The 24,123-nt window shown below is 62.2% G+C and carries 25 protein-coding genes; 22 read left to right on the plus strand and 3 right to left on the minus strand.

Going from position 1 to position 24,123, the window contains the following annotated elements; translation table 11 throughout:
- The first annotated feature begins 203 nt into the window (after positions 1–203).
- From FEZ59_RS13200 to FEZ59_RS13295, 20 genes are all read left to right on the plus strand, one after another.
- The gene (locus FEZ59_RS13200; RefSeq protein ID WP_080910678.1) at positions 204–1,061 is read left to right on the plus strand and encodes a mycofactocin-coupled SDR family oxidoreductase; all 858 of its coding nucleotides are present in this window, start codon (positions 204–206) and stop codon (positions 1,059–1,061) included.
- 136 nt (positions 1,062–1,197) lie between these two features.
- Positions 1,198–1,764 (plus strand): TetR/AcrR family transcriptional regulator, encoded by a 567-nt coding sequence (locus FEZ59_RS13205; protein ID WP_024487471.1) that lies wholly within the window; start codon positions 1,198–1,200, stop codon positions 1,762–1,764.
- Positions 1,761–2,966: a cytochrome P450 gene (locus tag FEZ59_RS13210; protein WP_172932757.1), complete on the plus strand. Its 1,206-nt coding sequence runs from the start codon at positions 1,761–1,763 to the stop codon at positions 2,964–2,966. Before FEZ59_RS13205 ends, FEZ59_RS13210 begins: the two co-directional genes overlap by 4 nt.
- Positions 2,966–3,772: an SDR family oxidoreductase gene (locus FEZ59_RS13215; RefSeq protein WP_020969765.1), complete on the plus strand. Its 807-nt coding sequence runs from the start codon at positions 2,966–2,968 to the stop codon at positions 3,770–3,772. Before FEZ59_RS13210 ends, FEZ59_RS13215 begins: the two co-directional genes overlap by 1 nt.
- Positions 3,769–5,163 carry a cytochrome P450 gene (locus FEZ59_RS13220; RefSeq protein WP_019748680.1) on the plus strand — a complete coding sequence of 465 codons (1,395 nt, stop codon included), beginning with the start codon at positions 3,769–3,771 and terminating at the stop codon, positions 5,161–5,163. The genes FEZ59_RS13215 and FEZ59_RS13220 overlap by 4 nt, the downstream gene beginning before the upstream one ends.
- Before the next feature lie 2 nt (positions 5,164–5,165).
- The gene (locus FEZ59_RS13225) at positions 5,166–5,357 is read left to right on the plus strand and encodes a ferredoxin (RefSeq protein ID WP_029255487.1); all 192 of its coding nucleotides are present in this window, start codon (positions 5,166–5,168) and stop codon (positions 5,355–5,357) included.
- A 58-nt stretch (positions 5,358–5,415) separates the two neighbouring features.
- Positions 5,416–5,967, plus strand: a complete 552-nt coding sequence (locus tag FEZ59_RS13230) for a hypothetical protein (RefSeq protein ID WP_020907944.1) — start codon at positions 5,416–5,418, stop codon at positions 5,965–5,967.
- 5 nt (positions 5,968–5,972) lie between these two features.
- Positions 5,973–7,220 (plus strand): hypothetical protein, encoded by a 1,248-nt coding sequence (locus FEZ59_RS13235; RefSeq protein ID WP_172932758.1) that lies wholly within the window; start codon positions 5,973–5,975, stop codon positions 7,218–7,220.
- Positions 7,221–7,246: 26 nt separating this feature from the next.
- Positions 7,247–8,884, plus strand: coding sequence for an acyl-CoA synthetase (locus FEZ59_RS13240; RefSeq protein WP_172932759.1), 1,638 nt, complete (start codon positions 7,247–7,249; stop codon positions 8,882–8,884).
- A gap of 53 nt (positions 8,885–8,937) precedes the next feature.
- On the plus strand, positions 8,938–10,191 hold the full coding sequence (locus FEZ59_RS13245) for a cytochrome P450 (RefSeq protein ID WP_042952022.1): 1,254 nt from the start codon (positions 8,938–8,940) through the stop codon (positions 10,189–10,191).
- A gap of 61 nt (positions 10,192–10,252) precedes the next feature.
- Positions 10,253–10,966 (plus strand): ABC transporter permease, encoded by a 714-nt coding sequence (locus tag FEZ59_RS13250; protein ID WP_085989611.1) that lies wholly within the window; start codon positions 10,253–10,255, stop codon positions 10,964–10,966.
- The gene (locus FEZ59_RS13255; RefSeq protein WP_003944051.1) at positions 10,963–11,835 is read left to right on the plus strand and encodes an ABC transporter permease; all 873 of its coding nucleotides are present in this window, start codon (positions 10,963–10,965) and stop codon (positions 11,833–11,835) included. Before FEZ59_RS13250 ends, FEZ59_RS13255 begins: the two co-directional genes overlap by 4 nt.
- Before the next feature lie 9 nt (positions 11,836–11,844).
- Positions 11,845–13,014, plus strand: coding sequence for an MCE family protein (locus tag FEZ59_RS13260; protein WP_020907940.1), 1,170 nt, complete (start codon positions 11,845–11,847; stop codon positions 13,012–13,014).
- Positions 13,011–14,033 (plus strand): MlaD family protein, encoded by a 1,023-nt coding sequence (locus FEZ59_RS13265; protein WP_020907939.1) that lies wholly within the window; start codon positions 13,011–13,013, stop codon positions 14,031–14,033. Before FEZ59_RS13260 ends, FEZ59_RS13265 begins: the two co-directional genes overlap by 4 nt.
- Positions 14,030–15,052, plus strand: coding sequence for an MCE family protein (locus FEZ59_RS13270; RefSeq protein WP_020907938.1), 1,023 nt, complete (start codon positions 14,030–14,032; stop codon positions 15,050–15,052). Before FEZ59_RS13265 ends, FEZ59_RS13270 begins: the two co-directional genes overlap by 4 nt.
- Positions 15,049–16,314, plus strand: coding sequence for an MCE family protein (locus FEZ59_RS13275; protein WP_020907937.1), 1,266 nt, complete (start codon positions 15,049–15,051; stop codon positions 16,312–16,314). Before FEZ59_RS13270 ends, FEZ59_RS13275 begins: the two co-directional genes overlap by 4 nt.
- Complete coding sequence (locus FEZ59_RS13280) at positions 16,311–17,468, plus strand: MCE family protein (protein ID WP_172932760.1); 1,158 nt, start codon at positions 16,311–16,313, stop codon at positions 17,466–17,468. Before FEZ59_RS13275 ends, FEZ59_RS13280 begins: the two co-directional genes overlap by 4 nt.
- On the plus strand, positions 17,465–18,784 hold the full coding sequence (locus tag FEZ59_RS13285) for an MlaD family protein (protein ID WP_029255478.1): 1,320 nt from the start codon (positions 17,465–17,467) through the stop codon (positions 18,782–18,784). Before FEZ59_RS13280 ends, FEZ59_RS13285 begins: the two co-directional genes overlap by 4 nt.
- The gene (locus FEZ59_RS13290; RefSeq protein WP_020907934.1) at positions 18,751–19,287 is read left to right on the plus strand and encodes a hypothetical protein; all 537 of its coding nucleotides are present in this window, start codon (positions 18,751–18,753) and stop codon (positions 19,285–19,287) included. The genes FEZ59_RS13285 and FEZ59_RS13290 overlap by 34 nt, the downstream gene beginning before the upstream one ends.
- Positions 19,284–19,751 (plus strand): hypothetical protein, encoded by a 468-nt coding sequence (locus FEZ59_RS13295; RefSeq protein ID WP_097387327.1) that lies wholly within the window; start codon positions 19,284–19,286, stop codon positions 19,749–19,751. Before FEZ59_RS13290 ends, FEZ59_RS13295 begins: the two co-directional genes overlap by 4 nt.
- Here FEZ59_RS13295 and FEZ59_RS13300 read toward each other — a convergent pair.
- Entirely contained in the window at positions 19,748–20,338 is a 591-nt protein-coding gene (locus FEZ59_RS13300) for a TetR family transcriptional regulator (protein WP_003943994.1), read from the minus strand. The genes FEZ59_RS13295 and FEZ59_RS13300 overlap by 4 nt on opposite strands.
- Before the next feature lie 244 nt (positions 20,339–20,582).
- Between FEZ59_RS13300 and FEZ59_RS13305 the strand changes: the two genes are divergently transcribed.
- On the plus strand, positions 20,583–22,121 hold the full coding sequence (locus tag FEZ59_RS13305) for an FAD-binding protein (protein WP_172932761.1): 1,539 nt from the start codon (positions 20,583–20,585) through the stop codon (positions 22,119–22,121).
- Positions 22,122–22,150: 29 nt separating this feature from the next.
- Here the strand turns inward: FEZ59_RS13305 and FEZ59_RS13310 are convergent, their stop codons facing one another.
- Positions 22,151–22,660, minus strand: a complete 510-nt coding sequence (locus tag FEZ59_RS13310; RefSeq protein ID WP_020969752.1) for a MarR family transcriptional regulator — start codon at positions 22,658–22,660, stop codon at positions 22,151–22,153.
- Positions 22,661–22,835: 175 nt separating this feature from the next.
- Between FEZ59_RS13310 and FEZ59_RS13315 the strand changes: the two genes are divergently transcribed.
- Positions 22,836–23,618, plus strand: coding sequence for a class III extradiol ring-cleavage dioxygenase (locus FEZ59_RS13315; protein WP_172932762.1), 783 nt, complete (start codon positions 22,836–22,838; stop codon positions 23,616–23,618).
- Between the two features lie 39 nt (positions 23,619–23,657).
- On the opposite strand, the gene FEZ59_RS13320 is transcribed toward FEZ59_RS13315, so the two are convergent.
- Positions 23,658–24,116, minus strand: coding sequence for a peroxiredoxin (locus FEZ59_RS13320; RefSeq protein ID WP_020907928.1), 459 nt, complete (start codon positions 24,114–24,116; stop codon positions 23,658–23,660).
- Positions 24,117–24,123: the final 7 nt, after the last annotated feature.

A 24,123-nucleotide genomic window follows, 5' to 3' on the forward strand; every position in this document is an offset into this window, starting at 1 on the left:
GTTCACACTCGTGGTTGAGGCAATGGTTTCTGGGGCATAAGAGATTTCGAGAGCGTCTCGGGATCTGCTTCGGTGAAAAGCGCCTCGTGTCCGGGGCGGCGCGGCTACGGTTCACCGCACATTCACAACCACGCCTTCACATCCACGCTTTCACATGCACGCCTTCACATACACGCCTTCACGTACACGGGAGAGAGGTCGAAATGAACAGAGTTGACGGAAAAGTGGTGCTGGTGACCGGTGCTGCTCGAGGTCAGGGGCGCAGTCATGCCGTTCATCTCGCACGGGAGGGCGCGCACATCATCGCCTTCGATCTGTGCGCAGACATCGCCAGCAACGAATACCCGCTCGCCAGTCCTGCCGATCTCGAGGAAACGGCTCGACTGGTGAAAGAGGCCGGACAGCAGGTGGTGACGGCCCGTGTCGACGTCCGCGATCGCGCCGGACTCGAAACGGCACTTGCCGAGGCGGTAGGTCAGTTGGGCGGATTGCATGTCGTCGTGGCGAACGCCGGTATCTGTCCGCTCGGCAAGCATGTGTCGACTGCCGGTTTCGTCGACGCGTTCGATGTGAACTTTCTCGGTGTCGTCAATACAGTGCACGCGTCGATGGAATACCTCGGCGAAGGGGGTTCGATCATCGCGATCGGCTCTGTTGCCGGTCTGGTGCCACAGACCGGATTCAACGGGCAGCAGGCGCTCCAGGGTCCGGGTGGCGACGGATACGGACTGGCCAAGAAGCTGATTCAGGCATATACCAGTTCGTTGGCACTGACTCTCGGGCCGAGTTCCATTCGCGTCAACGCGATTCATCCGACCAACGTGAACACCGACATGTTGCAGAGCATGCCGATGTACCGGACGTTCCGTCCCGACCTCGAGAATCCGACCGCCGAGGATGCGGCAGTGACGTTCCCGTTCATGCAGGCGATGCCGACCCCGTGGGTCGAGCCCGCGGACATCTCGCATGCGGTCGTGTACCTGTCCTCGGACGAGTCGCGATTCGTCACCGGCCAGCAACTGCGCGTGGACGCTGGTGCCGGGATGAAGATCGGTCTGTAGTAGAACTTTTCGCTTCGTGGCTGCCTGTGAGTGGTGAATTTTCGAAGTTTCCCCATTTCGTTGCCCTGGACAGGGCGCTGTAGTAACGTCCAGACACGTGTCCAGCAAACGGGGCGATTCAAGTGGCGGGGGATCGATTGTCTATGAATCCACTCGCAGGCGCCTCACGGGCAAACAGGCGGAAACTGTGGCCAGGCTTGCCGAAGCAACAGTGAAAGTTCTACGCAAACAAGAGTTTTCCGGACTGACTGTCCGTTCGGTTGCGGCCGAAGCGGGTGTCGGAACTGCGACCGCCTACACGTATTTCGCGTCCAAGGAGCATCTGGTCGCAGAGGTTTTCTGGCGAAGACTTCAGAACTCGTCGGCGCCTGATGGCTCAGGGTTGGATCGCACCGCGCACGTGCTGTCTGTACTTCGAAACATCGCGCTGCTTCTCGCGGACGAACCGGAGGTATCGGCCGCCGTGACCAATGCACTGCTCGGATCCGATCCTGAAGTGGAACATCTTCGCGGGCGGATCGGACTCGAGATTCATCAACGACTCGCCTCGGCGTTGGATCCGAATGGCGAACCCGAAGTGTTGGAAGCGCTCGAAATGCTTTATGCCGGGGCGCTTCTGCGAGCAGGGATCGGCTACGGAACCTACGCGCAAATCGCTGGACGCCTCGAGGCCTCAGCTCTACTGATCCTGGAGAAATCATGACAGAAGCTTTGATCGATCCGGTGGTCTTCAATCCGTACGACTACCACTTTCACGACGATCCGTATCCGACGTACAAGCGTCTGCGCGAAGAATCACCGTTGTATCACAATCCGGACGTTGGCTTTTGGGCGTTGTCGCGATATGCGGACGTGGTCGACGGATTCAAGGACAACAAGCGTCTCTCGAGCGCCAACGGGGTATCGCTCGACCCCGCAGCCTACGGTCCACACGCGCATTATGTGATGTCGTTTCTCGCGATGGACGATCCCCGCCATATGCGGTTGCGCCAGTTGGTTTCTCGCGGATTCACGCCGCGACGGGTTGCGGAGCTCGACGGCCGGATCCTCGAACTCACGAAGCAACATCTGGTACCTGCGTTGGGCGCGGGGGAGTTCGACTGGATTACGGAGGTGGCGGGAAAGCTGCCGATGGACGTCATCTCCGAACTCATGGGGGTTCCCGAACCCGACAGGGCCGAACTGCGGCGCAAGGCGGATCTGGTGGTGCATCGAGAGGCGGGTGTTCTCGACGTGCCGCAACCTGCGGTGGAAGCTTCGATCAGTTTGATGGGCTACTACAAGGAGATGATCGCGCAGCGTCGCCGATCGCGGACGGACGATCTGACCTCGGCCTTGCTCGATGCCGAGATCGACGGAGACAAACTCTCGGACCAGGAGATCCTCGGATTCATGTTTCTGATGGTCGTGGCTGGAAACGAGACCACGACCAAGCTTCTCGGAAACGCTCTGTACTGGGGTTCGCACCACCGGGAGCAGATCACACCGGTTCTCGAGGATCCCGAACGAGCCTCGGAATGGGTGGAAGAGACTCTTCGCTACGACACGTCGAGCCAGATCGTGGCTCGGACTTCGGTTGTCGACCTCGAATATCACGGACGCACCATTCCGGCGGGGGAAAAGGTCCTGCTCCTGATCGGATCGGCCAACCGAGACGCCGACGTCTTCGAGGATGCCGACAGCTTCCAGATCGGCCGGAGTTCGTCGGGAAAACTCGCGAGTTTCGGTGGTGGCGTGCACTTCTGTCTCGGTGCCCACCTTGCCAAGCTCGAAGCCAAGATCGCCCTCGCAGAGTTCGGGCGTCGTGTCAGCGACTACGAAGTCGACGAGTCCGGAATCGAGCGTGTTCATTCGACAAACGTCCGGGGCTTTGCGGCCCTGCCGGTGAAAGTGCAGGTGCGCTGATGCCTCGTTTCGAACCCAATCCAGTTCGCCGGCCGGCACTGATCAGTGGTGCATCGTCGGGAATCGGCACCGCTACTGCGTATGCCCTGGCCGAACTCGGCCATCCGGTTGCGCTCGGTGCGCGTCGAGTCACCGAATGCGAAGCCATCGCCGAGAAGATCCGCAGCAATGGTGGTGAAGCGTTCGCCCACTTCCTCGACGTCACGGACGGTGATTCGGTCGACGGATTCGTCTCGGCCGCAGAGGCAGTCCACGGTCCCACCGAAATGGTCGTCTCCGGTGCCGGTGACCTCGAATTCGGGGCTGCGGACGAGATGGATCCAGAGGCGTTCTCACGGCAGATCCAAGTCCACCTCGTTGGTGCGCAGCGATTGGCGAATCGCGTACTCCCCGGCATGAGGCAACGACAGCGCGGTGACTTCGTACTGATCGGCTCGGATTGTGCCGAGCGCCAGCGTCCACTCATGGGTGCTTACGACGCGGCCAAGGCCGGGCTCGAAGCAATGGGGCGCCAGATGCGAATGGAGCTCGAAGGAACAGGCATTCGCGCGTCGATCGTGCGACCCGGGCCGACACTGACCGGCATGGGGATGGACACGACGCCGGAGATCATCGGACCGGTTGGGGAATCGTGGAGTAAGTGGGGGTTCGCCCGCCATGGTTACTTTCTGCGCGCCTCGGACATCGCCAATGCCATCGTCGCCGTTGTGTCGGCGCCGCGAGGAGCACACATCGTGCTCGTCGAAGTTCAGCCCGAGGCACCACTGGACAAACTTCCCACTGCGAACTCACAGGAGACGACATGACGCACGGAGTGCAGGAGACGTCGCGAACACTGCCCGAGCCGCCGCGGGTGTCCGGCGGGGACCTCCCGCACGGGCATCTCGAGGAACTGCGAACCGACCCGATAGCGCTCATGCGCCGGGTGCGTGAGGAATGTGGTGACGTCGGCGCCTTTCAACTTGCCGACCGCACAGTGATCCTGCTGTCCGGAGCCGAGGCAAACGAGTTCTTCTTCCGCTCCACCGACGAGGATCTCGACCAACAAGCTGCGTACCCCTTCATGAAGCCGATATTCGGTGAAGGCGTCGTCTTCGATGCCAGCCCGGAGCGGCGTAAGGAGATGCTGCACAACTCGGCTCTGCGCGGCGAACAGATGCGCGGGCACGCTGCCACGATCGGCCGCGAGGTCGAGGCGATGGTCGCGCAGTGGGGAGACGAAGGCGAGATCGATCTGCTCGACTTCTTCGCCGAGCTGACCATCTACACCTCGTCGGCGTGCCTGATCGGCAAGAAGTTCCGCGACGAACTGGACGATAGCTTCGCCAAGCTGTATCACGAGCTCGAACAGGGAACTGATGCATTGGCTTTCGTGGATCCGTACGCGCCGATCGAGAGTTTCCGCCGCCGCGACGAGGCCAGGTTGGCGTTGGTCGCTCTGGTACAGGACATCATGAACGGGCGCATCGCGAATCCTCCGCAGGGCAAGGAGGACCGCGACATGTTGGACGTGTTGGTCTCGGTCAAGGACGAGAACGGCGACCTCCGGTTCAGTGCCGACGAGATCACCGGCATCTTCATCTCGATGATGTTCGCCGGCCACCACACGACTTCCGGCACGGCAGCGTGGTCGCTGATCGAGATGTTGCGGCATCCCGACACCATGACGGACGTCGTCGACGAACTCGACAATCTGTACTCCGACGGCGCCGACATCAGTTTTCATGCGCTGCGCCAGATTCCGGTTCTCGAGGCCGTGGTCAAGGAAACCCTTCGACTGCATCCGCCGTTGATCATCCTGTTGCGGGTGGCACGTGGAGATTTCGAAGTGGGCGGCTTCGAGATCCGAGAGGGCCATCTTGTCGCTGCGACCCCCGCGATCTCCAATCGAATCGCCGAGGACTTCCCCCGACCGGACACCTTCGATCCCGGGAGGTACATCGACCCGAATCAAGAGGACATCGTCAACCGCTGGACGTGGATTCCGTTCGGAGCCGGCCGGCATCGCTGCGTCGGCGCTGCATTCGCCCAGATGCAGCTCAAAGCGATCTTCTCGATCCTGCTGCGGGACTTCGAGTTCGAGATGGCGCAGCCGTCGGAGTCCTACCGAAACGACCACAGCAAGATGGTCGTCCAGTTGCAGCAGCCGTGCGCGGTGAGGTACCGGCGCAGAACACGTCCCGGGCGTGAGGGGTGATCATGCACGTCGAAGTCGACCTCGACCTGTGCCAAGGCCATGCGGCGTGTGAGCTCGAGGCACCGGAGATCTTTGTCGTCCCGAAGCGGGGGAAGGTCAGTCTTCTGGACTCGGACCCACCCGAGTCGCTCCGCGGTGAAGCCGAGCTGGCGGTCAGGTACTGCCCGACCGGCGCCCTGAGAATTGTCGACTGATTACAGCGGATTGTCGATTGATTGCAGCGAATTCAAGTACTCGAGGGAGGAAGTTCAGATGACGGGTTTCGACCGCGCAGAGCTCGACGAGATGGTCCAACGCTGGATCGAGGCGAACAAGAAGGCCGAAGCCGCCGGTGATTGGAAACCGTTGGCGGACATGTACACCGAGGACGCCACGTACGGGTGGAACTACGGTCCCAAGCAGGATTTCATGGCAGTGGGGCGCGAGGAGATTCGCGAAGTCGCGCTCGGCCTCGAGATGAAGGGCCTCGAAGGTTGGGAGTACCCGTATCAAGACTTTGTGATCGACGAACGTAGCGGAAACGTGATCGGCTTGTGGAAGCAGATTTCCGATGCCAAGCGTGAGGACGGGAGCAACTACTCCGTCTACGGTATCGGCGGTAGTTGGTTCCGCTACGGCGGGGACTTCCAATGGTCCTGGCAGCGTGACTTCTTCGACTTCGGGAACGTGTCGGCACTGTTCATGGAGATGATCGGCAACAACGCTCTCTCGAAGGGGATGCAGGGCCGGATCCAGCGATCGATCTCGGGCGACCCGCTACCGGGCTGGTATCCGGTGGGCACCGCGCCGGTCCCGCTGTGGTGAGTCCGATGACGGTGCGCGATTCCTTCGAGACACTCTCGCAGCGCGACCTTGCCGTGTTGGTGCCCGAGTTGCTCCTGTGTGGGCAGCTGATCGATCGCTCGGGCATGGCGCATCTGATCGTCGAATTCGGACGCGAGGGTATGGCGCAGGTGGCCGTCGAGGAGTGGGAATCGGCCAGCCCCTGGTACACCCGCCGCATGCAGAAGGCTCTCGGATACGAGGGCGACGACGTCGTGACGATCTTCAAAGGGTTACAACTCGACATCGGCGCTCCGCCACAGTTCATGGACTTTCGATACCGGGTCGACGATCCGCTGCACGGTGAATTCTGGCTCGATCATTGCGGAGCACTCATGGACGTCGAGCCGTTGGGCGATGAGTTCGTGACCTCGATGTGTCACGACATCGAGGATCCGACTTTCGATGCGACGGCCATCGCGACCAACCCGCACGCCCAGATCCGGCCGATTCACCGACCACCGCGCAGGCCCGCGGACCGACATCCGCACTGCGCCTGGACCGTTGCCATCGACCCGTCGCACACTCCTCCCGTGATGACCGCGCACACCGAGCAGATCGGACGCACCGCCGCGGTGACGGTCGAGCTGAGCCCGATCGATCACGGTGGGGACGGTAAGGCGGACTACTCGGGTCCGTTGTTGTCCGACCTGAGGTTTTCCGACTTCTCGCGATCAGCCTTGGTTCGTATCGCAGAGGAGATCTGCGTGCAGCATCATCTGTTGGCGTTGGGCTTTCTGGCAGCGGTTCGCCGCCGTGCCGACGAAGACAAGGCACGCGAGATCACGCGAAAGCAATTGACCGGAATCGCGGGAGTTTCGGCACAGCGTATTCGAGATGCGCTCGGGCTTCCTTCGACTCTGGAATCGTTGGCATTGGTCCTGTCCGTGCATCCCTTGCTGAATCCGAAGCAGTATGTGGAGAGCGAGATCCGACCGGACGGCGGTGCTCTGGAGCTGTGGATCTCGCGAGACGCTCTTGTCGACCGCGACGGCGGTTGGCCGACCTTGCTCGGCAGCGAGCACCTCGATCCCCTCCAGGCTTTGGTCCGCGGCGTGAATCCGCACTTCACCGTGAGAGTGGTGGCCGAAGATGCCGCGGGGCTCCTTCTGGCCGTCGACATCACCGAAGCTCCCGCTCCGGAATGCGTCGAAGTCGCCATTACGAAGGTCAGTACCGGCGCGGCATTCGTATTCGAAGATCGCGGAATCCCTTTGCCTCTCTTCGTCGTCTGACCGGCCGAACCCGAAGGACTCAACCTATGGCGTACACGTTTGCAGACCTGTTCGAGCATTCCGTCGATGCGATGCCCGATCGCCTCGCGCTGATCGTTTCCGGCGAGGAGGTGACATACCGTGAGCTCGACGAGCGGGCCAACCGATTGGCGCATTACTTCCAGTCCGTCGGGTTGGGTGTCGGTTCGCACATCGGTATTCAACTGCACAACTCGATCGAGGCGATGGTTGCTGTCCTCGCGGCCTTCAAGATCCGCGGCGTTCCCATCACGGTGAACTACCGCTACACGAGCGACGAATTGGTTTATCTGTACGAGAATGCGGATCTCACGGCGTTGGTTTTCCATCGTGGTTTCGCTGAGCGGGTCGCCGGGGCGTTGGTGTCCACGCCGCGGGTCAAGTACGTGATGGAGGTGCCGGACGAACTCGCTCTCGGGAACGAACCGTCGATTCCGGGGGCAGTGGCGTACGAGGATGCGCTCGGCAACCAATCCCCGCTGCGCGTAGGTGAACATGCTTTTCCCGAGCGTTCCGGCGACGACGTCTACGTTCTCTACACCGGCGGAACAACCGGACGACCGAAAGGCGTCGTCTGGCGGCAGGAAGACATCTGGCGCGTGTTGGCCGGCGGTTACGACTTCTATTCGGGTGAGCCGATCGCCGACGAGTACCAGCAGTCGCGCGGTGGCGCCGCGGCAGCCGAACCGATGCGGTGGTGCATGCTTCCACCGCTGATCCACACCTCGGCACTGATGCCGACGTTCAACGCTCTGTTCTCCGGAAACACCGTCATCTTCGAACCGAAGTTCGATGCGGCGCAGGTCTGGAAAGTCGTCGCCGAATATCGCCCGCAGGTCATGGTCATCACCGGCGACGCCATGGGCCGTCCACTGGTCGAAGCCCATCACGAATTGCAACCGGATGCGTCGAGCCTGGCTGTGCTCGCCTCCGGCGCTGCGCTCTTCTCCGGGTCGGTCAAAGACGCGTTCTTCGACGTCTTTCCGAATCTGATGATCTCCGATTCGGTTGGATCGTCCGAAACAGGCTTCGGCGGAATCGGATTCGCAACCAAAGGGCTCCAGCAGCGTGGCGGACCCAAAGTGGGCGCCAACAGATTCACGGTCGTCGTCGACGACGACAACCGTGTGTTGGAGCCGGGTTCGGGGGCCGAAGGATGGTTGGCGAAACTCGGCAACGTCCCACTGGGCTACTACAACGATCCGGTGAAGTCGGCCGAGATATTCCGAGAGGTGAACGGCGCGCGGGCAGTGGTGACCGGAGACCGAGCGCGGATCGAGGACGACGGCTCGGTCACTCTCCTCGGCCGGGGAAACATGGTGGTCAACACCGGCGGTGAGAAAGTCTTCGTGGAAGAGGTCGAAGCAGTGGTGAAGGCCCATCCCGACATCTACGACGCAACAGTGATCGGCATTGCCGACGAGCGGTGGGGCAATCGGGTGGCGGCGGTGCTCCGCGTCCGCGATGGTGTGGAACCGGATTTCGATTCCATCGAAAAACACACCCGCACTCAGCTTGCCGGCTACAAGATTCCGCGTTCCTTCTGGATCGCCGACGAGGTCGTTCGAGCGCCGAGCGGCAAGCCGGACTACCGCTGGGCCAAGGAGTTCTCACAGAACAGCGACCCGGTCCACCGGATCGACTAGCGCTCACACGCAACACCCGGCACCCGGCGCCCATCCGTAAAGGAGCATCTGCAATGCCTGAGATCGACCTTCCCGACGGGTTCGACGTGACCGACCCGCATCTGTACGGCGAGCGCGTCCCGCTTGCCGAGTTCGCCGAACTACGACGATGCGCTCCGGTCTGGTGGAACGCCCAGGAACCGGGTACCGGCGGATTTCACGACGGTGGTTGTTGGGTTGTCTCCCGCCACGCAGACGTCCGCGACGTCTCGTTGCGCAGCGAGGAGTTCTCGAGCAACGTCAACGGCTGCATTCCGCGGCATGAAGACAACATCTCGGCGGAGGAGTTGGAGGCGACAAAACACGTCCTCATCAACAAGGACGCCCCTGAGCACACACAGCTGCGCAAGTTGGTGGCGCGCTTGTTCACTCCGCGGTCGGTGGAAGCGATGCGGGCCGGGCTGGAAGCGCGGGCAGAAGACATAGCGTCGGCTGCCGTGGCGGAAGGTAGCGGTGATTTTGTCAGCCAGGTCGCCAGCGAGTTACCGATGCAGGCGATCTCGGAGCTGATCGGTGTACCGCAGGACGGGCGCCGTCAGCTGTACGAATGGTCGAATCAGATGACGGGATACGACGACGAGTCGCTCGCCGGCGAGTCGCGGATGGCGTCGGCGCAGATCCTGGGCTACGCCTATCAACTGGCCGAGGCGAGACGGGAGGAACCGCTCGACGACATCATCTCGCGCTTGGTGCATGCCGACATCGACGGGCAGAAACTCACCCCGGAACAGTTCGGTTTCTTCGTCATCATGTTGGCTGTCGCGGGCAACGAAACGACGCGCAACGCAACGACACTCGGCATGATGGCATTTCTCGAGCATCCGGATCAGTGGGAACTGTACAAGCGTGAGCGTCCGCGCACCGCCGCGGACGAGATCATCCGCTGGGCTTCGCCACTGACGTCCATGCAACGAACAGCAGTGGTGGACACACAGATTGCCGGCACTGCGATTGCGAAGGGGCAGCGTGTCGTACTGCTCTACGGCTCGGCGAACTTCGACGAAACCGTCTTCGAGAACCCCGACGTCTTCGACATCACCCGAGACCCGAACCCGCACCTCGCGTTCGGAGGAACCGGACCGCACTACTGTGTCGGCGCCAACCTGGCCAGAATGGAGGTCGATCTGATCTTCGGCAAGATCGCCGATCACATGCCCGACATCAGCAAGCTCGGCGATCCGAGCAGGCTCTCGTCCGGTTGGCTCAACGGGATCAAGGAATTCAAGGTCGACTACGGCAACTCCACGTCATGTCCTTCGGGGCATTGACGTGTACAGCGGAAGAGTTGCACTTGCGGGCCCGATGCGCGAACTCGGCCAGTTCTACCGGATGGGCGCCGATGTCGCAGTGGGCTTGTTCCGCACCCGCTTTCAGGTGCAGGAGTTTCTCGAGCAGAGTTGGATGATCGCCCGGGTGTCGATCGTGCCGACAGTGTTGGTAGCCGTGCCGTTCACGGTCCTGGTGAGTTTCACCCTCAACATCCTTCTCCGCGAGATCGGTGCCGCCGACCTCAGCGGCGCCGGGGCCGCGCTCGGTGCCGTGACTCAGGTCGGTCCGGTGGTGACGGTGCTGATCGTGGCAGGTGCGGGCGCGACAGCCATCGCCGCCGATCTGGGATCGAGAACGATTCGTGAAGAGATCGACGCCATGGAGGTGCTCGGGATCGATCCGATCAATCGGTTGGTGATTCCGCGTGTGGTCGCGTCGACCGTGGTGGCTTTGCTGCTCAACGGACTCGTCTGCGTCATCGGCATCGCCGGCGGTTACGCCTTCTCGGTGTTTCTCCAGGGCGTGAACCCTGGCGCCTTCGTCGAGGGAATCACGTTGCTGACCGGCCTGCCCGAGGTGGCGTTGTCGATGGTCAAAGCGGCACTGTTCGGGATGCTGGCGGGATTGGTGGCCTGCTATCGCGGACTGTCGGTACGGGGTGGGCCGAAAGGCGTGGGGGAGGCCGTCAACGAAACGGTGGTGTACGCGTTCATGGCGTTGTTCGTCGTCAACACCATCGTCACCGCGGTCGGCATCCGATTGACGGCGGGGTGATCGAGGTGACGCTGTCGGATTCGCTGGCACAAATCGGCAAGTTCGGACGCACGCGGGCGCGGGTGGCTCGAACGTCACGCTCGATCGACGACGTCGGGCGACAAGCTGTCTTCTTCGCGCGCGCCATCGCTCACATCCCGTGGGCAATTCGCAAACACCCGAAAGAAGTGTTGAGGCTGGTAGCCGAGATCAGCATGGGCACCGGAGCTTTGGCAGTGATCGGCGGCACGGTTGCGGTCGTAGGATTTCTGACTCTCGCCTCGGGCGGCACCATTGCGATCCAAGGTTTCAGCTCACTGGGAAATATCGGAGTCGAAGCGCTCACCGGATTCTTCTCCGCCTTCATCAACGTTCGTATCGCTGCGCCGGTCATCGCGGGAATCGGCCTGTCGGCCACGATCGGCGCAGGTTCGACCGCGCAGATCGGTGCCATGCGCATCAGTGAGGAAATCGACGCCCTCGAATCGATGGCGATCAGTTCGGTCCCGTACGTCGTCAGCACCCGCGTCACCGCAGGGATGATCGCGATCTTGCCGCTGTACTCACTGGCGCTCGTAGGATCATTTCTGGCCGGACGATTCACCACGGTCGTGCTGTTCGGTCAGTCCTCGGGTCTTTACGACCACTACTTCACGACGTTCCTCGATCCGGTCGACGTCGCATGGTCCTTCGTTCAAGTGCTCGTGATGGCACTACTGGTGATGCTGATCCACACGTACTACGGATACAACGCGTCCGGGGGACCGTCGGGCGTGGGAACTGCAGTGGGCCGCGGGGTTCGGCTCTCGCTGATCTGCGTCGTGGCGGTGACCCTGCTCGTCTCACTCGCGCTCTACGGCGGTTCCGGCAACTTCAATCTGTCCGGTTAGGGGGACTGCGTGCACAGATACGGCTACAAGTTGGCTGCTCTGGGCTTGGCTGCGGCGATCGTCGGGGTCATCGCTTTGTCGGTCGCGTCTTTCAACCAGGTGTTTGTCGCTCGCGTCCCGATCACGGTGATCGCGGAGCGCGCGGGGCTCGTGATGGATCCGGGCGCGCGGGTGAAGATGGCCGGGGTGACCGTGGGCTCGGTGGAGTCCATCACGCCGACTGACGACGCTACCGCACAACTGTCGTTGTCGATCGATCCCGAAGCGCTCGAATCGATTCCGTCAAACGTGGATGTGGCGATCACGTCGAACACGGCCTTCGGCGCGAAGTTCGTCAGCCTGTCCTCGCCGGAGCAGCCGAGCAGCGCGCGACTTGCCGCCGGGGCGACGATCGACGCATCCCGGGTGACTGTCGAGCTGAACACGGTGTTCGAGAAACTCACCACCGTGCTCCGGACGGTGGACCCGGGCAAGCTCGATTCGACATTGGGTGCCCTCTCGACTGCTCTGCAAGGACGCGGCGAACGGCTCGGGGTCGCACTCGAACAAGCAGATTCCTCGTTGCTCGAATTCAACACTGCACGTGAGGCTCTCGATCATGTGTTGACGGATTTACCAGCCGTCACACAGACCTACCGCGACGCTGTTCTCGACTTGATGGACACCCTCGACTCGCTCACGACGACGGGAACCACTGTTCTCGACGAGCAGCAGAATCTCGATCTCCTCTTGCTCAACGTGATCGGGGTCGCCCGCACCGGAGAAGATGTACTGGGAGCCAACGCCGACGGTATCGACACCGTTCTGTCGTTACTGCGGCCGACCACCGCACTGCTCGAGGAATACTCCCCGGTGATTCCCTGCATGTTCCACGGACTGCAGGAGAGCAAGAAGATCGGCGACGGCGCCTACAACGGACAACCAGGAATCAAGATGTCGATCGGTCTGATCGCCGGAACCGAACCGTACCGATATCCCGACGACCTTCCGAAGGTCGCGGCAACAGGTGGCCCGCAGTGTATGGGTCTTCCACTGCGCGACCCGAACGTCAATGCTCCGTACCTGGTGACCGATACCGGGGTGAATCCGTTTGCGCCCGAGCGTCAGCCGAATGGTGGGCAACCGATGAACACGGTCCCGGATCTGATGAGCTACCTGTTCGGGACGGAGATCCGATGAAAGTTCGTGGGTACACCGTCAAGTTCGGAATTTTTGTTCTGGTGATGATCCTCGTCAACGCCGGGCTGATCCTCGTGTTCGGCCAGATGCGAGGTGGCGACGCGAGGTCGTACTCGGCGGAGTTCGTCAACGCCTCCGGGCTCAGAGCCGGCGACAAGGTGCGCATCGCGGGTGTGCCGGTCGGTTCTGTCGGCTCCGTCGAATTCGGTGGGAATCACCGTGCCCACGTGAGTTTCAGTGTGGATACGGGTGACACCGTGACTGTATCGACCAGAGCCGCTGTTCGATATCAGGATCTGGTGGGTAATCGATACCTCGAACTGCTCGACGATCCGGGGATCGCGGAACCGCAGCCACAGGGCGAGAGCATTCCCGTCGATCGCACCGCGCCGGCACTCGACCTCGATGCGCTACTCGGTGGTTTCAAGCCGCTGTTTCAAGCCCTGGACCCGGAGCAGGTCAACGCGTTGTCGATGTCCTTGCTCGAGGTGTTTCAAGGCCAGTCCGGAACTGTGGCATCGGTGCTGGCGCACACCGGATCGATCACGAACACTCTCGCAGACCGCGACCAACTGATCGGTCGAGTGATCGGCAACCTCGACGGTGTGCTCAGTGAATTGCGCAGCCGCGGTGGTCAGTTCAGTGACACTCTCGATCACCTACAACAGCTGGTCAGCGGGCTCGCGGCGGACAGGGAGATGATCGGGACTGCCGTCGAGAGCGTGAACACCGCATCAGGCACCTTCGCCGATCTCCTCGCCGGAGTTCGCCCGGACATCGCGGGAAACCTGTCGAAGCTGGACGCAAGCCTGAATCCGCTGATCGAGCAACAAAGTGAGCTCGATCGGATTCTCGCGTCCATGCCCTCGAACTACAAGCAGCTGATCCGAGTCGGCTCGTACGGGTCGTTCTTCAACTTCTATCTGTGCGGAATCGCACTGAAGGTCGACGGTGCCGACGGTACGCCGCTCACTGTCGACCTGGTGGATCAGACGACCGGAAGGTGCGCACCACGATGAGAGAGATGGCACAGAGCCAGGCCGTACGCGTGGGGGTCGTGGGATTGGTCGTCACGGCCGCCGTCGTATTGGCATCGCTCCAGTATCAGAATCTGCAGTTCCTGAAATCGGGCGTCGGGTACAGCGCGGTGTTCGCCGACGCCAGCGGTCTCGCGCCGGGAGACGAAGTCAACGCCGCCGGAGTGAAGATCGGAACGGTGGACCGGATCGAGGTCGAGCACGGACTCGCGCGCGTGGACTTCACACTGGAAGGCTCGATCGGTTTGGGAGAAAGCACGTCGGCAGCCGTCACCACGATGTCGTTGCTCGGCAAGCGAGCGGTATCACTCGATCTGGACGGTCCGGGAAGGATCGCGGTCGGCGGCGAGATCCCGGTCGAGCGAACAAGATCGGCGTACTCGCTGCCCGACGTGCTCGGTGACCTCACCACGACGGTCGAGGACATCGATCTCGACCAACTCTCCGAATCACTCGACGCAGTGGGGCAGGTGATGTCCGACAGTGCGCCGAACCTGAGGCCGGCACTGGACGGTGTCGCACGGATCTCCGACAGCGTCAATAGACGCGACGACATGTTGCGCACCTTGCTGTCCGATGCAAACGACGTCGCCGGGACGCTGGCCGAGCGTGGACCACAGGTCAACGCGCTACTCGTCGACGGCAACGCCTTGTTGGGAGAACTGGATCGGCGACAGGCGGCGCTGGGGGAAGTGATCACGAACATCTCGGCGTTGTCGACCCAGCTGAGCGGACTCGTCCACGACAACGAGGCGCAATTGCAACCGGTCCTCGGCAAACTCGACACGGTTGTCGGCATTCTGCAGAACAACAAGGACAACCTTTCTCAGGGAATCGACGGTCTCGGTACGTACGTGGGCACGCTCGGCGACACCGTGGCCAGCGGTCCCTTCTATTACGCCTACGTCCAGAACCTGGTACCGGCGCAATACACCCAACCGTTGATCAACGCGATGTTCGGGCTACCATCTGCGCCGCTACCGATTCCGGAGGTTCGATGATGGGTGCCTTACGAGTTCGCAAACCGGTGAACTGGCGTCGAATCGGCGTAGTCGGTGGAAGCGTCGTCGGCGCGGCGATCGTCGTCGTGTCGGGATACCTTGCGGTGCAACATCTGCGCTACTACAACGTGACGGCCTACTTCACCTCGACGACCGGCCTGTATGTCGGTGACGACGTTCGTGTCGTGGGGGTCGACGTCGGCCGCGTCACCGAGATCGCCCCACAGGGAGATCGAATGCGCGTCGAACTGAAATTGGCGCGCGAGGTTCCCGTCGCCGAGGACGCGAAAGCGGTGATCGTTGCCCAGTCGCTGGTCTCGGCCCGCTTCGTGCAGTTGACGCCGGCGGTGACGGACGGCGCCGACGCACTGAATGACGGTGCGGAGATCGGGCTCGACCGAACAGCCGTCCCGGTCGAGTGGGACCAGATCAAGGAACAGCTGGGCCGGGCTGCCGATGCTTTGGGTCCCGACGGGGACGATCGCGGTCCCGCCGCCAACTTCCTCGACGGTGCCGGATCCGCACTGGCCGGCAACGGGGAAGCGCTGGGGCGCTCGGTGACCGAACTCTCGGAGGCTATGAGCACACTCGACGAAGGCGGAGCCGATCTGTTCGGCACCATCCGCGGCCTGCAGACCTTCACGACCGCACTCGCCGCAAGCGACGAACAGATCGTTCAGTTCCAAGGACGACTGGCAAATGTCTCGAGTGTGCTCGCCGAGAGCCGGACGCAATTGGCTCCGGCTCTCGCCGATCTGGACGCCGCCGTCATCGACGTACAGCGGTTTGTCGAACAGAACCGAACCGGCTTGACGGAGCAGATCGCGAAGTTGGCCGACGTGTCCCAGGTATTGGTCGACAAGCGCGCAGGTCTCGAGAAGGTACTGCATCTGGCTCCGACAGCGTTGTCGAACTACTACAACGTCTACCGGCCGGCCCAAGGAGCGATGGTGGGTGTGCCCGCATTCCAGAACGTCGGCAACCCGATCGACTTGATCTGCGGCGGAATCGCCGGCCTGGCCAACGACACCTCGAAGAAGGGCGCGGATTTGTGCATCGAATACCTCGGCCCGTTGCTCAACACGATCAAGGCGAACTACCCGGACCTGAGCATCAACCCGACCCGGGCGCTCGGCGCTCTTCCGGACCAACTGGTGTACAGCGAGCCTGATCTGGAACCGACTGGCGCCTTGAGTTTTCCGACGGTACCGGTGGCGTCTGATCTGACCGGCTTGCTCATGCCGTCGACAGGATCACGATGACTGGCCGCCGGTGGGGAACAGTGTGTGTGGCGGCGAGCGCCGTGCTCGTTCTGACGGGTTGTCAATGGAGCGGGCTGAATTCGGTGTCGCTGCCGGGCGCGGCCGGCCGCGGTGAGGGAAGTTTCTCGGTCGTGATCGAGATGCCGGACGTCACGTCGATCAGTCCCAACTCTCCGGTCATGGTCAACGACGTGACAGTCGGAAGTATCAGTGCGATCGAGACCGACAACTGGCACGCCCGGGTGACGGTTGCGCTCGACGGTTCGGTGTCGCTGCCCGCCAACGCGACTGCCAAGATCGGCCAAACCAGTCTGCTCGGATCCAAACACGTCGCGCTCGCGCCGCCCACCGAGGTGGCGCCGGAAGGGCGGTTGTCGGAGGGATCCGTGATTCCCCTTGCATCGGCCAGTGTCTATCCCACCACCGAGGAAGCGTTGACGGCACTGTCCTTGGTGCTCAACGGCGGTGGGCTGGCCCAGATTCACAGCATCACCACGGAACTGAACACCGCTCTCGGCGGGCGGACCGATGCGGCGCGCGACCTGCTGAGCCAGATGGACAGCGTGACCGAGACACTCGACCGTCAACGCGAGGCGATAGTCACGACCATGGAGAATCTCGACGTGTTCGCCGGTGAGATCACGGCTCAGCGAGACGTTCTCGGTGAGGCGTTGGAGACCCTTGATCCGGCCTTGGCGGAACTGAGCGCCCAACGCGTCGACCTGACCACCGCCCTCGATGCGGTCGGCAGGTTCGGGGACGTCGGGACCGATCTGGTCGACCGGACCCGCGACGATTTGAAAGCCAATTTGAGCGCCTTGGAATCGACGCTGCAGAAGGTGGTCGAAACAGGACCGGACCTGATCAACAATTTGGGCAATCTGAGTACCTTCCCCTTCCCCCAGACGACCATCGACGACGGAATGCGCGGTGATTACACCAATTTGTGGGCGCTGATCGACCTCACGAGTAATCGCCTTCAGTCAGGTCTGGGCTTCGGTACTCCGTTCGGGGCGCCGCAAACTCCGGTGGAGAACGGAATACTGGTCGATCCTTTGACCGCGCCTCTGGGTACCGGGCGGGCCGCCCCAAGTGACACCGGGCGGGCCGCCCCAAGTGGTACAGGGCGGACCGACCAGGACGGTGGACGATGATTCTCACGAAGTTGGTGCGAAGGCAATTGACGATCTTCGCGATCCTGGCGGTGATAGGCATGAGCGCAGCGGCTATCTCGTACCTGAGAGTTCCGACCATGCTCGGCATCGGGCGCTATTCGGTGACAGTCGAACTGCCCGACGCCGGCGGCCTGTATCGGAACGCGAACGTGACCTATCGCGGCGACACCATCGGTCAGGTCAGGTCGGTGCGTCTCTCTCCGGGAGTGGTACGCGCCGAATTATCCTTGGAGAGTGCGGTTCCCGTTCCCTCCAGCGGGCTCACAGTAGCGGTGCGAAGCGTGTCGGCAATCGGTGAGCAATACGTCGACATGCAACCGAGCACCGCGGACGGACCCTTTCTGGCCGACGGAGACGTGATCGGCCCCGACGCTGTCACGATCCCGACCGAGATCGGACCGGTCCTCGATCAGGCGCAGGCGATGCTCGCATCCGTACCGCAGGACAAGTTGCGATCGGTGATCGACGAGTCCGCGGCAGCTTTCGGAGGCAGGGGAGAGGATCTGGCTCGTCTGCTGGATTCGACCACCTCGTTCGTCGATCAGATGGCCGCTGCCACAACGCCGGCTACGACGCTCGTACAGCAGTTGGATCCGCTCCTGCAGACACAGGTGGTGACGGGCGATCAGATTCGCCAGTGGGCGTCCAGTGTCGCTCAGCTCAGTGGACAGTTGGAGGTCGCCGACGGGTCCGTGCGCAATATCCTCGAGACCGGACCGGGCTTCGCGACTGAAGCCGACCTGCTGTTTCAAGGCCTCAAACCCACTTTGCCTGTGCTGCTTGCCAATTTCACCAGCACCGCTCAGGTGGCTTTGACGTACAACGCCGGGTTGGAACAGGTGCTCGTCATCTTGCCGCCACTGGTCGCGGCACAGGAAACCGTCGTACAACGCGGGCAGGTGGACGGCGCCGCGAACGTCAACTTCCACCTCCAAGCGCAGGACCCTGCGGCGTGCTCGACCGGTTACCTTCCTGCCGATCAGCGACGGGACCCGACCCAGACGAGTGTGCCGGACACCCCGGCTGATCTGTACTGCAAAGTGCCACAGAACTCGGTCTTCGCCGTTCGTGGATCTCGGAACATTCCCTGCATGGAGGTACCGGGCAAACGAGCACCGAGCCCGGAGATCTGCCGGAGCCCCGAAGCGTACGTGCCGTCGGGGACCAATGCGCCCGGCGAGTTGTACACCGGGCCTGACGGAGTCGACTATCAACACACGGAGTTGGCTCCGGCTGACTCCGGTCCGGGGGAGGGGGAGCCGTGGCAACAGTTGCTGACGCCGACGAATCGCTGAGAGGTGAGGTGCTGGATCCGGTCCGAGGGAAGCGCGGTGTACTCACTGCCCTGGTCTGGATTGCACTCGCGGCTCTGAGCGTCGTTGTCGTCTTCGGTTGTCTGGCAGTTCGATCGGACCGCGTGCGAGAGTCCCAGCGTCAAGGGTTCGTCGACGGTGCTGTCGCAGGAACCCTTGCTCTGATCGACGTTCACTCTGCCACGCTCGACGAGGATCTCGCGGAGCTGAAGTCGCTGACTACGGGAACTTTTGCAGACGAACTGAAGTCCGGTGAATCTGCGTTCGTCGCATCGATCCGTGATTTCGCCGTCGATTCCGACGGTCATGTCGACACCGCCGCCCTGGCATCGGAATCCGGAACCTCGGGGGTGGTACTGATCGCGGCATCGGCTCAGGTCGGCAATTCGGCGGGAGAGTCTTCGGCGCGAACCTACCGTCTTCGCGTCGGTGTCGAAGAGGTCGACGGTCGGGTACTGATGTCGAGTGTGGAGTTCGTCCCGTGAAGCGCGTGGTCTTGGCGTTTGCAGCGCTGATCTTGGTGGGAGCCGGCGGGACTCTGCTCTGGAGTCACCACCGTTCGGCAGCCGCTGAAACCGCACGTGTCGAGGTGATCGGTGTGGCGCCGATGCTCGTCGAGAATCTCTTGACCTACAACAGCGACACGGTGGACGAGGATCTTGCACATGCTGCCGAGGGCGCAAGTGGAACATTTCAGGACGGCTTCGCCGAATTCGGATCGAAAACCGTTGCACCCCAGTCGAAGGAGCAAGGAATCAGCACGAAGGCGCGAGTAGTCGACGTGGGAGTGCTCTCCGCTGCTGCAGACCGAGCGGAATTGCTCCTGTTCGTCGATCAGATCACGACGAGTATCGCGCGGCCGGCACCAGCGTCGACGTCGAGCCGAGTCGAGGTGACACTCGATCGAGTCGACGGCACATGGTTGGTGAGTGCCATGACTCCCGTCTAGTGAAGGTTGTCGCGGCCCGCCATGATCAGCCTGGCAGTGACTTCGAGCCGGTCTGCGATCTGCGAATAGGACTCGTATCCCATGCCGGCTCGGACAAGCGCTCCGGACCAGGAGATTTCGAGTGCTTCGAGTACGTCGGGATCGTATGACGGCCCCAGTGCCTCGATGAGCCGCTCGCGGATGTTCTTGCCGATACGTCCCCGAAGGTGTTCGACGTCGGGATCGTTGCCCATCATCGCCGTGGTCACGGCCGCGGCCAGCTCCGGTTCGTCGGAAACGAGGAGTGCGACGCTTCGAAGGACCGAGCAGACCTGCGCTTCTCGTTCCGCCTCGGGGGAGGGTTCGTGAGGTACCGCGTCGAGTCGGCGCCAGAACAGTTCTGCCACAAGGTGACTCTTGGACGAAAAATAGGTGTATGCCGTGGCTGCGGCGACACCGGCTTCCGCTGCCACCATTCGCACAGTCAGATCGGCAAACCCTTTGTCGCGCAGGACCGTGATCGCTGCCGCGGTCAATCGATCGACGGTTTCGGCTTGCTGCTGTGTGAGCCGTCGACGAGTGGACTCGAACTTGGTCTTACCAGACATGTGTCCAGACACTACGGGATCAGACCCGTGCGGGCAAAGTGTGCGCTATCACCGCTCGTTCTCGCTCCCCGCTCGGTGTCATGTCTCGCTCCCCGCTCGGTGTCATGTCTCGCTCCCGCTCGGCGTCATGTCTCGCTCCCGCTCGGTGGGACAGAATTTCGATCCCCCGCGATCGCTAAGTCCATGTGTTAGAACGATTTCTAGAACACGTTCGGAAATGTGCCCAGGATCGGAGAGGCTGATTATGACGAAGTGGGACGAGACATGCGACGTACTCGCTGTGGGATCGGGCGGCGGACTCGCCGGCGCGTATACGGCAGCACGCGAAGGCCTCGACGTCATTGTGATCGAAGCGACCGGCAAGTACGGCGGAACAACGGCGTACTCGGGCGGCGGCGGAATGTGGTTCCCGTGCAACGCCGTTCTTCGCCGGGGCGGGGACGACGACACCATCGAAGATGCGCTGGAGTACTACCGTTCGGTGGTGGGTGATCGGACACCTGCCGACGTCCAGGAGGCATACGTTCGAGGCGGCGCCGGGTTGATCGACTATCTCGAAGAGGACTCGAATTTCGAGTTCCAGATACTGCCGTGGCCCGACTACTTCGGGGAAAAACCCAAGGCTCGCGCGAGCGGTCGACACATCGTTCCCAAGCCGATGAACGCGAAGAAGCTTGGTGTGCTTCGTGATTCACTTCGGCCGCCGCTCGCGACGGAGCGGTTGGGAGAAGAGTTGCCGGCGTACCTCGTCGGCGGGCAGTCGTTGATCGGTCGATTCTTGCTGGCACTTTCGACATTCGCCAACGCCGCCATGCACCTGAACACCACTCTCGAAGAATTGGTTGTCGAGGACGGATCGGTCGTCGGCGCGGTCGTCGAACAAGGTGGTCGGCGTCGAACCATCCGAGCCCGCAGAGGAGTGATTCTGGCCGCGGGCGGATTCGAACAGAACGAGACCCTGCGTGCCGAATTCGGTGTTCCCGGCTCTGCGCTCGACACGATGGGTTGTCCCGGCAATCTCGGCAAGGCGCATCAGGCGGCTATCGCCGTGGGCGCCGATACCGACCTCATGGGGGAGGCCTGGTGGTCGCCGGGGCTCACCCATCCGGATGGCCGCTCCGCGTTTGCGCTGTGGTTCACCGGCGGAATCTTCGTGGACGACAACGGTCGTCGATTCGTCAACGAGTCTGCGCCGTACGACCGCTTGGGTCGCTCCGTCATCGAACACATACTGGCACGAGAAGTAACCACACCGTATTGGATGATCTACGACAACAGGGAAGGTGCAGTGCCGCCGGTGAAGGCGCCCAACGTGCCCATGGCGCAGACGGAGCAGTATGTGGATGCGGGGTTGTGGAAGAGTGCCCAGACGCTCGAAGACCTCGCCGCCCAGATCGATGTTCCCGCAGCGGAACTGGTGCAGACAGTGAAACGATTCAACGAGTCTGCGGCGACCGGCGTCGACACGGACTTCGGCCGAGGAGACACTGCGTACGACCGTGCCTTTTCGGAGGGGGCTTCACCGCTAGTACCGATCGACCAAGGACCGTTTCACGCTGCCGCTTTCGGTATCTCCGACCTCGGGACCAAAGGTGGTCTACGTACCGACGCAACCGGGCGGGTGCTCAAAGCCGACGGTACGGCGATTGCCGGGTTGTACGCGGCGGGGAACACGATGGCAGCGGCCAGCGGGACTACGTATCCCGGAGGTGGAAACCCGATCGGAGCGAGCATGCTGTTCAGTCACCTGGCTGCACTCGACCTCACGAAGCCGCCATCGTAAGGATCAGACCGCTGGTGTCGGGAAAGGGGTCAGGCCTTGCCGAGTCCGGCGGCGATTCCCTTGTCCAGTTGGCTGAGCATTGCAGTCCCCAAGGACGAAAGCTGGGCGACCTGGCGATCATCGAGGCCCTCGAAGAGGAGACCTTGAACGGAGGCAACGTGTGGCGGCGCGGCCGCGACGACCTTTGTCATTCCTTCGTCGGTGAGTACTGCGTTGGAGCCGCGGCTGCCGCGAATGACTTCCCGTTTCACCCAGCCGGCTTTCTCCATCTTCGTGACGACGTGCGAGAGGCGGGACAGGGAAGCGTTCGCGCGCTGGGCCAGTACCGACAACTGGAGCTTGTGGTCGGGGGCGTCCGAGAGTGCGGCGAGCACGAAGTATTCGAAGTGGGTGAGTGCCGAATCGCGTTGCAGTTGAGTGTCGAGTGCGGCAGGCAACCGTGTCACGAGAGCGATCAGTGTCAGCCAGGCTTCCTGCTGCTCGGCTGTGAGCCACTTCGTCTGAGACTGCGCGTCGGGCTGCGCGGTCGGTTCACTCATCGGTGACTTCTCCTTCGGGTCGAGCATTCTTCGTGCACGGAGCGTGCTGGTGTACAGCGTCTCAGACGCATGTCCAGAAGAATATTGCGGGGAATAGTTGCGGGACGCAAGTGTTGAGTCCTATATTAGGTTGAACCTTCAACTTAACGACGAATGTCTATCCCGAGGAGCCCATATGTCCACCACAACCATGCCTGCGCTGTATCTCAGCCACGGTGCTCCGCCGCTGGTGGACAGCGCGTTGTGGGTCGACCAATTGGGGGCGTGGGCCGGTGATCTTCCGCGGCCGACGGCAATCCTCGTCGTCTCGGCGCACTGGGAATCAGCACCGCTGACGATCGGTTCGACGACCACGGGCACCCCGCTCATCTACGACTTCGGTGGTTTTCCCGAGAGGTTCTACCGCGCGAAGTACAACTCTCCCGGCGCTCCGGAACTCGCAGCTCAGGTTGCCGCGTTGATGCCGGACAACGAACGAGTGGTTCAGCAGCCGAATCGAGGACTCGATCACGGTGCCTACGTGCCGCTCACGGTGATGTACCCGGACGCAGACATCCCGGTACTGCAAATTTCGCTGCCAACCCTCGATCCCGAGCGTTTGCTCCATCTCGGAGAACGCCTACGGCCACTCCGTGAGCAAGGTGTACTGATCGTGGGATCCGGATTCACCACGCACGGGCTGCCGTTCCTGCGCGATCCGTCACCGGAGGCGCGGGCCCCGGGATGGTCGGCGGAATTCGACGCGTGGGCAGGGGAGAGGTTCGCTGCCGGAGACGTCGATTCGTTGATCGACTTCCGCGCCCAAGCTCCCGGGATGCCATACGCGCATCCGACCATCGAGCACTTCGCCCCGTTGTTCGTCACGCTCGGTGCGTCGTCCGATCCGGAGCAGGTGCCCACCCAGGTGATCGACGGATTCTGGATGGGACTTGCGAAGCGCTCGATTCAGGTCGCCTAGAGAATCAGGTTGCTCAGAGAATCACTTCGCCCAGGTGAGTCAGCTTCGATTGCGAAGGAACTCGAGTGCCTGGTCGCCGTGCGTGTTGGCGCGAAGTTCACTCGAGATGACTTTGAGAACGGTGCGGTCTGTGTCGATCACGAAGGTCGAGCGTTTGACCGGAGCCAGCTTGCCCAGGAGTCCGCGCTTGACGCCGAACTGTTCGGCTACCTTGCCGTCGGTGTCGGCGAGCAGGGGGTAGTCGAAGGATTGTGCGGTGGCAAAGGTGGACTGAGCTTCGACCGTATCGGTGCTGATACCTGCCCGCGAAGCGCCCACCGCGGCGAATTCGCTGCCCAGGTCACGGAAGTGGCACGCCTCGGCGGTGCACACCGGCGTCGAGGCTGCCGGGTAGAAGAAGAGGACCAAGGGGCCGTTCGCGAGCAGGCTCGTCAGCGAGCGCGGAGTTCCGTCCTGGTCGGGCAGCGAGAAATCGGGGGCGAGTTGGCCTGGTTTCATTCGGCCG

Source organism: Rhodococcus sp. MS13, from assembly GCF_013277835.1.
In the GTDB taxonomy this organism is placed as follows: domain Bacteria; phylum Actinomycetota; class Actinomycetes; order Mycobacteriales; family Mycobacteriaceae; genus Rhodococcus_F; species Rhodococcus_F erythropolis.

What these genes read in the sequence shown, in the direction of transcription:
- FEZ59_RS13300 (WP_003943994.1), bottom strand. Translation starts at nt 20,338, where the DNA reads ATGTCTGGTAAGACCAAGTTCGAGTCCACTCGTCGACGGCTCACACAG.
- FEZ59_RS13270 (WP_020907938.1), top strand. Translation starts at nt 14,030, where the DNA reads ATGAGAGAGATGGCACAGAGCCAGGCCGTACGCGTGGGGGTCGTGGGA.
- FEZ59_RS13285 (WP_029255478.1), top strand. Translation starts at nt 17,465, where the DNA reads ATGATTCTCACGAAGTTGGTGCGAAGGCAATTGACGATCTTCGCGATC.
- FEZ59_RS13245 (WP_042952022.1), top strand. Translation starts at nt 8,938, where the DNA reads ATGCCTGAGATCGACCTTCCCGACGGGTTCGACGTGACCGACCCGCAT.
- FEZ59_RS13215 (WP_020969765.1), top strand. Translation starts at nt 2,966, where the DNA reads ATGCCTCGTTTCGAACCCAATCCAGTTCGCCGGCCGGCACTGATCAGT.
- FEZ59_RS13310 (WP_020969752.1), bottom strand. Translation starts at nt 22,660, where the DNA reads ATGAGTGAACCGACCGCGCAGCCCGACGCGCAGTCTCAGACGAAGTGG.
- FEZ59_RS13225 (WP_029255487.1), top strand. Translation starts at nt 5,166, where the DNA reads ATGCACGTCGAAGTCGACCTCGACCTGTGCCAAGGCCATGCGGCGTGT.
- FEZ59_RS13315 (WP_172932762.1), top strand. Translation starts at nt 22,836, where the DNA reads ATGTCCACCACAACCATGCCTGCGCTGTATCTCAGCCACGGTGCTCCG.
- FEZ59_RS13220 (WP_019748680.1), top strand. Translation starts at nt 3,769, where the DNA reads ATGACGCACGGAGTGCAGGAGACGTCGCGAACACTGCCCGAGCCGCCG.
- FEZ59_RS13280 (WP_172932760.1), top strand. Translation starts at nt 16,311, where the DNA reads ATGACTGGCCGCCGGTGGGGAACAGTGTGTGTGGCGGCGAGCGCCGTG.
- FEZ59_RS13265 (WP_020907939.1), top strand. Translation starts at nt 13,011, where the DNA reads ATGAAAGTTCGTGGGTACACCGTCAAGTTCGGAATTTTTGTTCTGGTG.
- FEZ59_RS13230 (WP_020907944.1), top strand. Translation starts at nt 5,416, where the DNA reads ATGACGGGTTTCGACCGCGCAGAGCTCGACGAGATGGTCCAACGCTGG.
- FEZ59_RS13320 (WP_020907928.1), bottom strand. Translation starts at nt 24,116, where the DNA reads ATGAAACCAGGCCAACTCGCCCCCGATTTCTCGCTGCCCGACCAGGAC.
- FEZ59_RS13210 (WP_172932757.1), top strand. Translation starts at nt 1,761, where the DNA reads ATGACAGAAGCTTTGATCGATCCGGTGGTCTTCAATCCGTACGACTAC.
- FEZ59_RS13240 (WP_172932759.1), top strand. Translation starts at nt 7,247, where the DNA reads ATGGCGTACACGTTTGCAGACCTGTTCGAGCATTCCGTCGATGCGATG.
- FEZ59_RS13275 (WP_020907937.1), top strand. Translation starts at nt 15,049, where the DNA reads ATGATGGGTGCCTTACGAGTTCGCAAACCGGTGAACTGGCGTCGAATC.
- FEZ59_RS13305 (WP_172932761.1), top strand. Translation starts at nt 20,583, where the DNA reads ATGACGAAGTGGGACGAGACATGCGACGTACTCGCTGTGGGATCGGGC.
- FEZ59_RS13235 (WP_172932758.1), top strand. Translation starts at nt 5,973, where the DNA reads ATGACGGTGCGCGATTCCTTCGAGACACTCTCGCAGCGCGACCTTGCC.
- FEZ59_RS13250 (WP_085989611.1), top strand. Translation starts at nt 10,253, where the DNA reads ATGGGCGCCGATGTCGCAGTGGGCTTGTTCCGCACCCGCTTTCAGGTG.
- FEZ59_RS13200 (WP_080910678.1), top strand. Translation starts at nt 204, where the DNA reads ATGAACAGAGTTGACGGAAAAGTGGTGCTGGTGACCGGTGCTGCTCGA.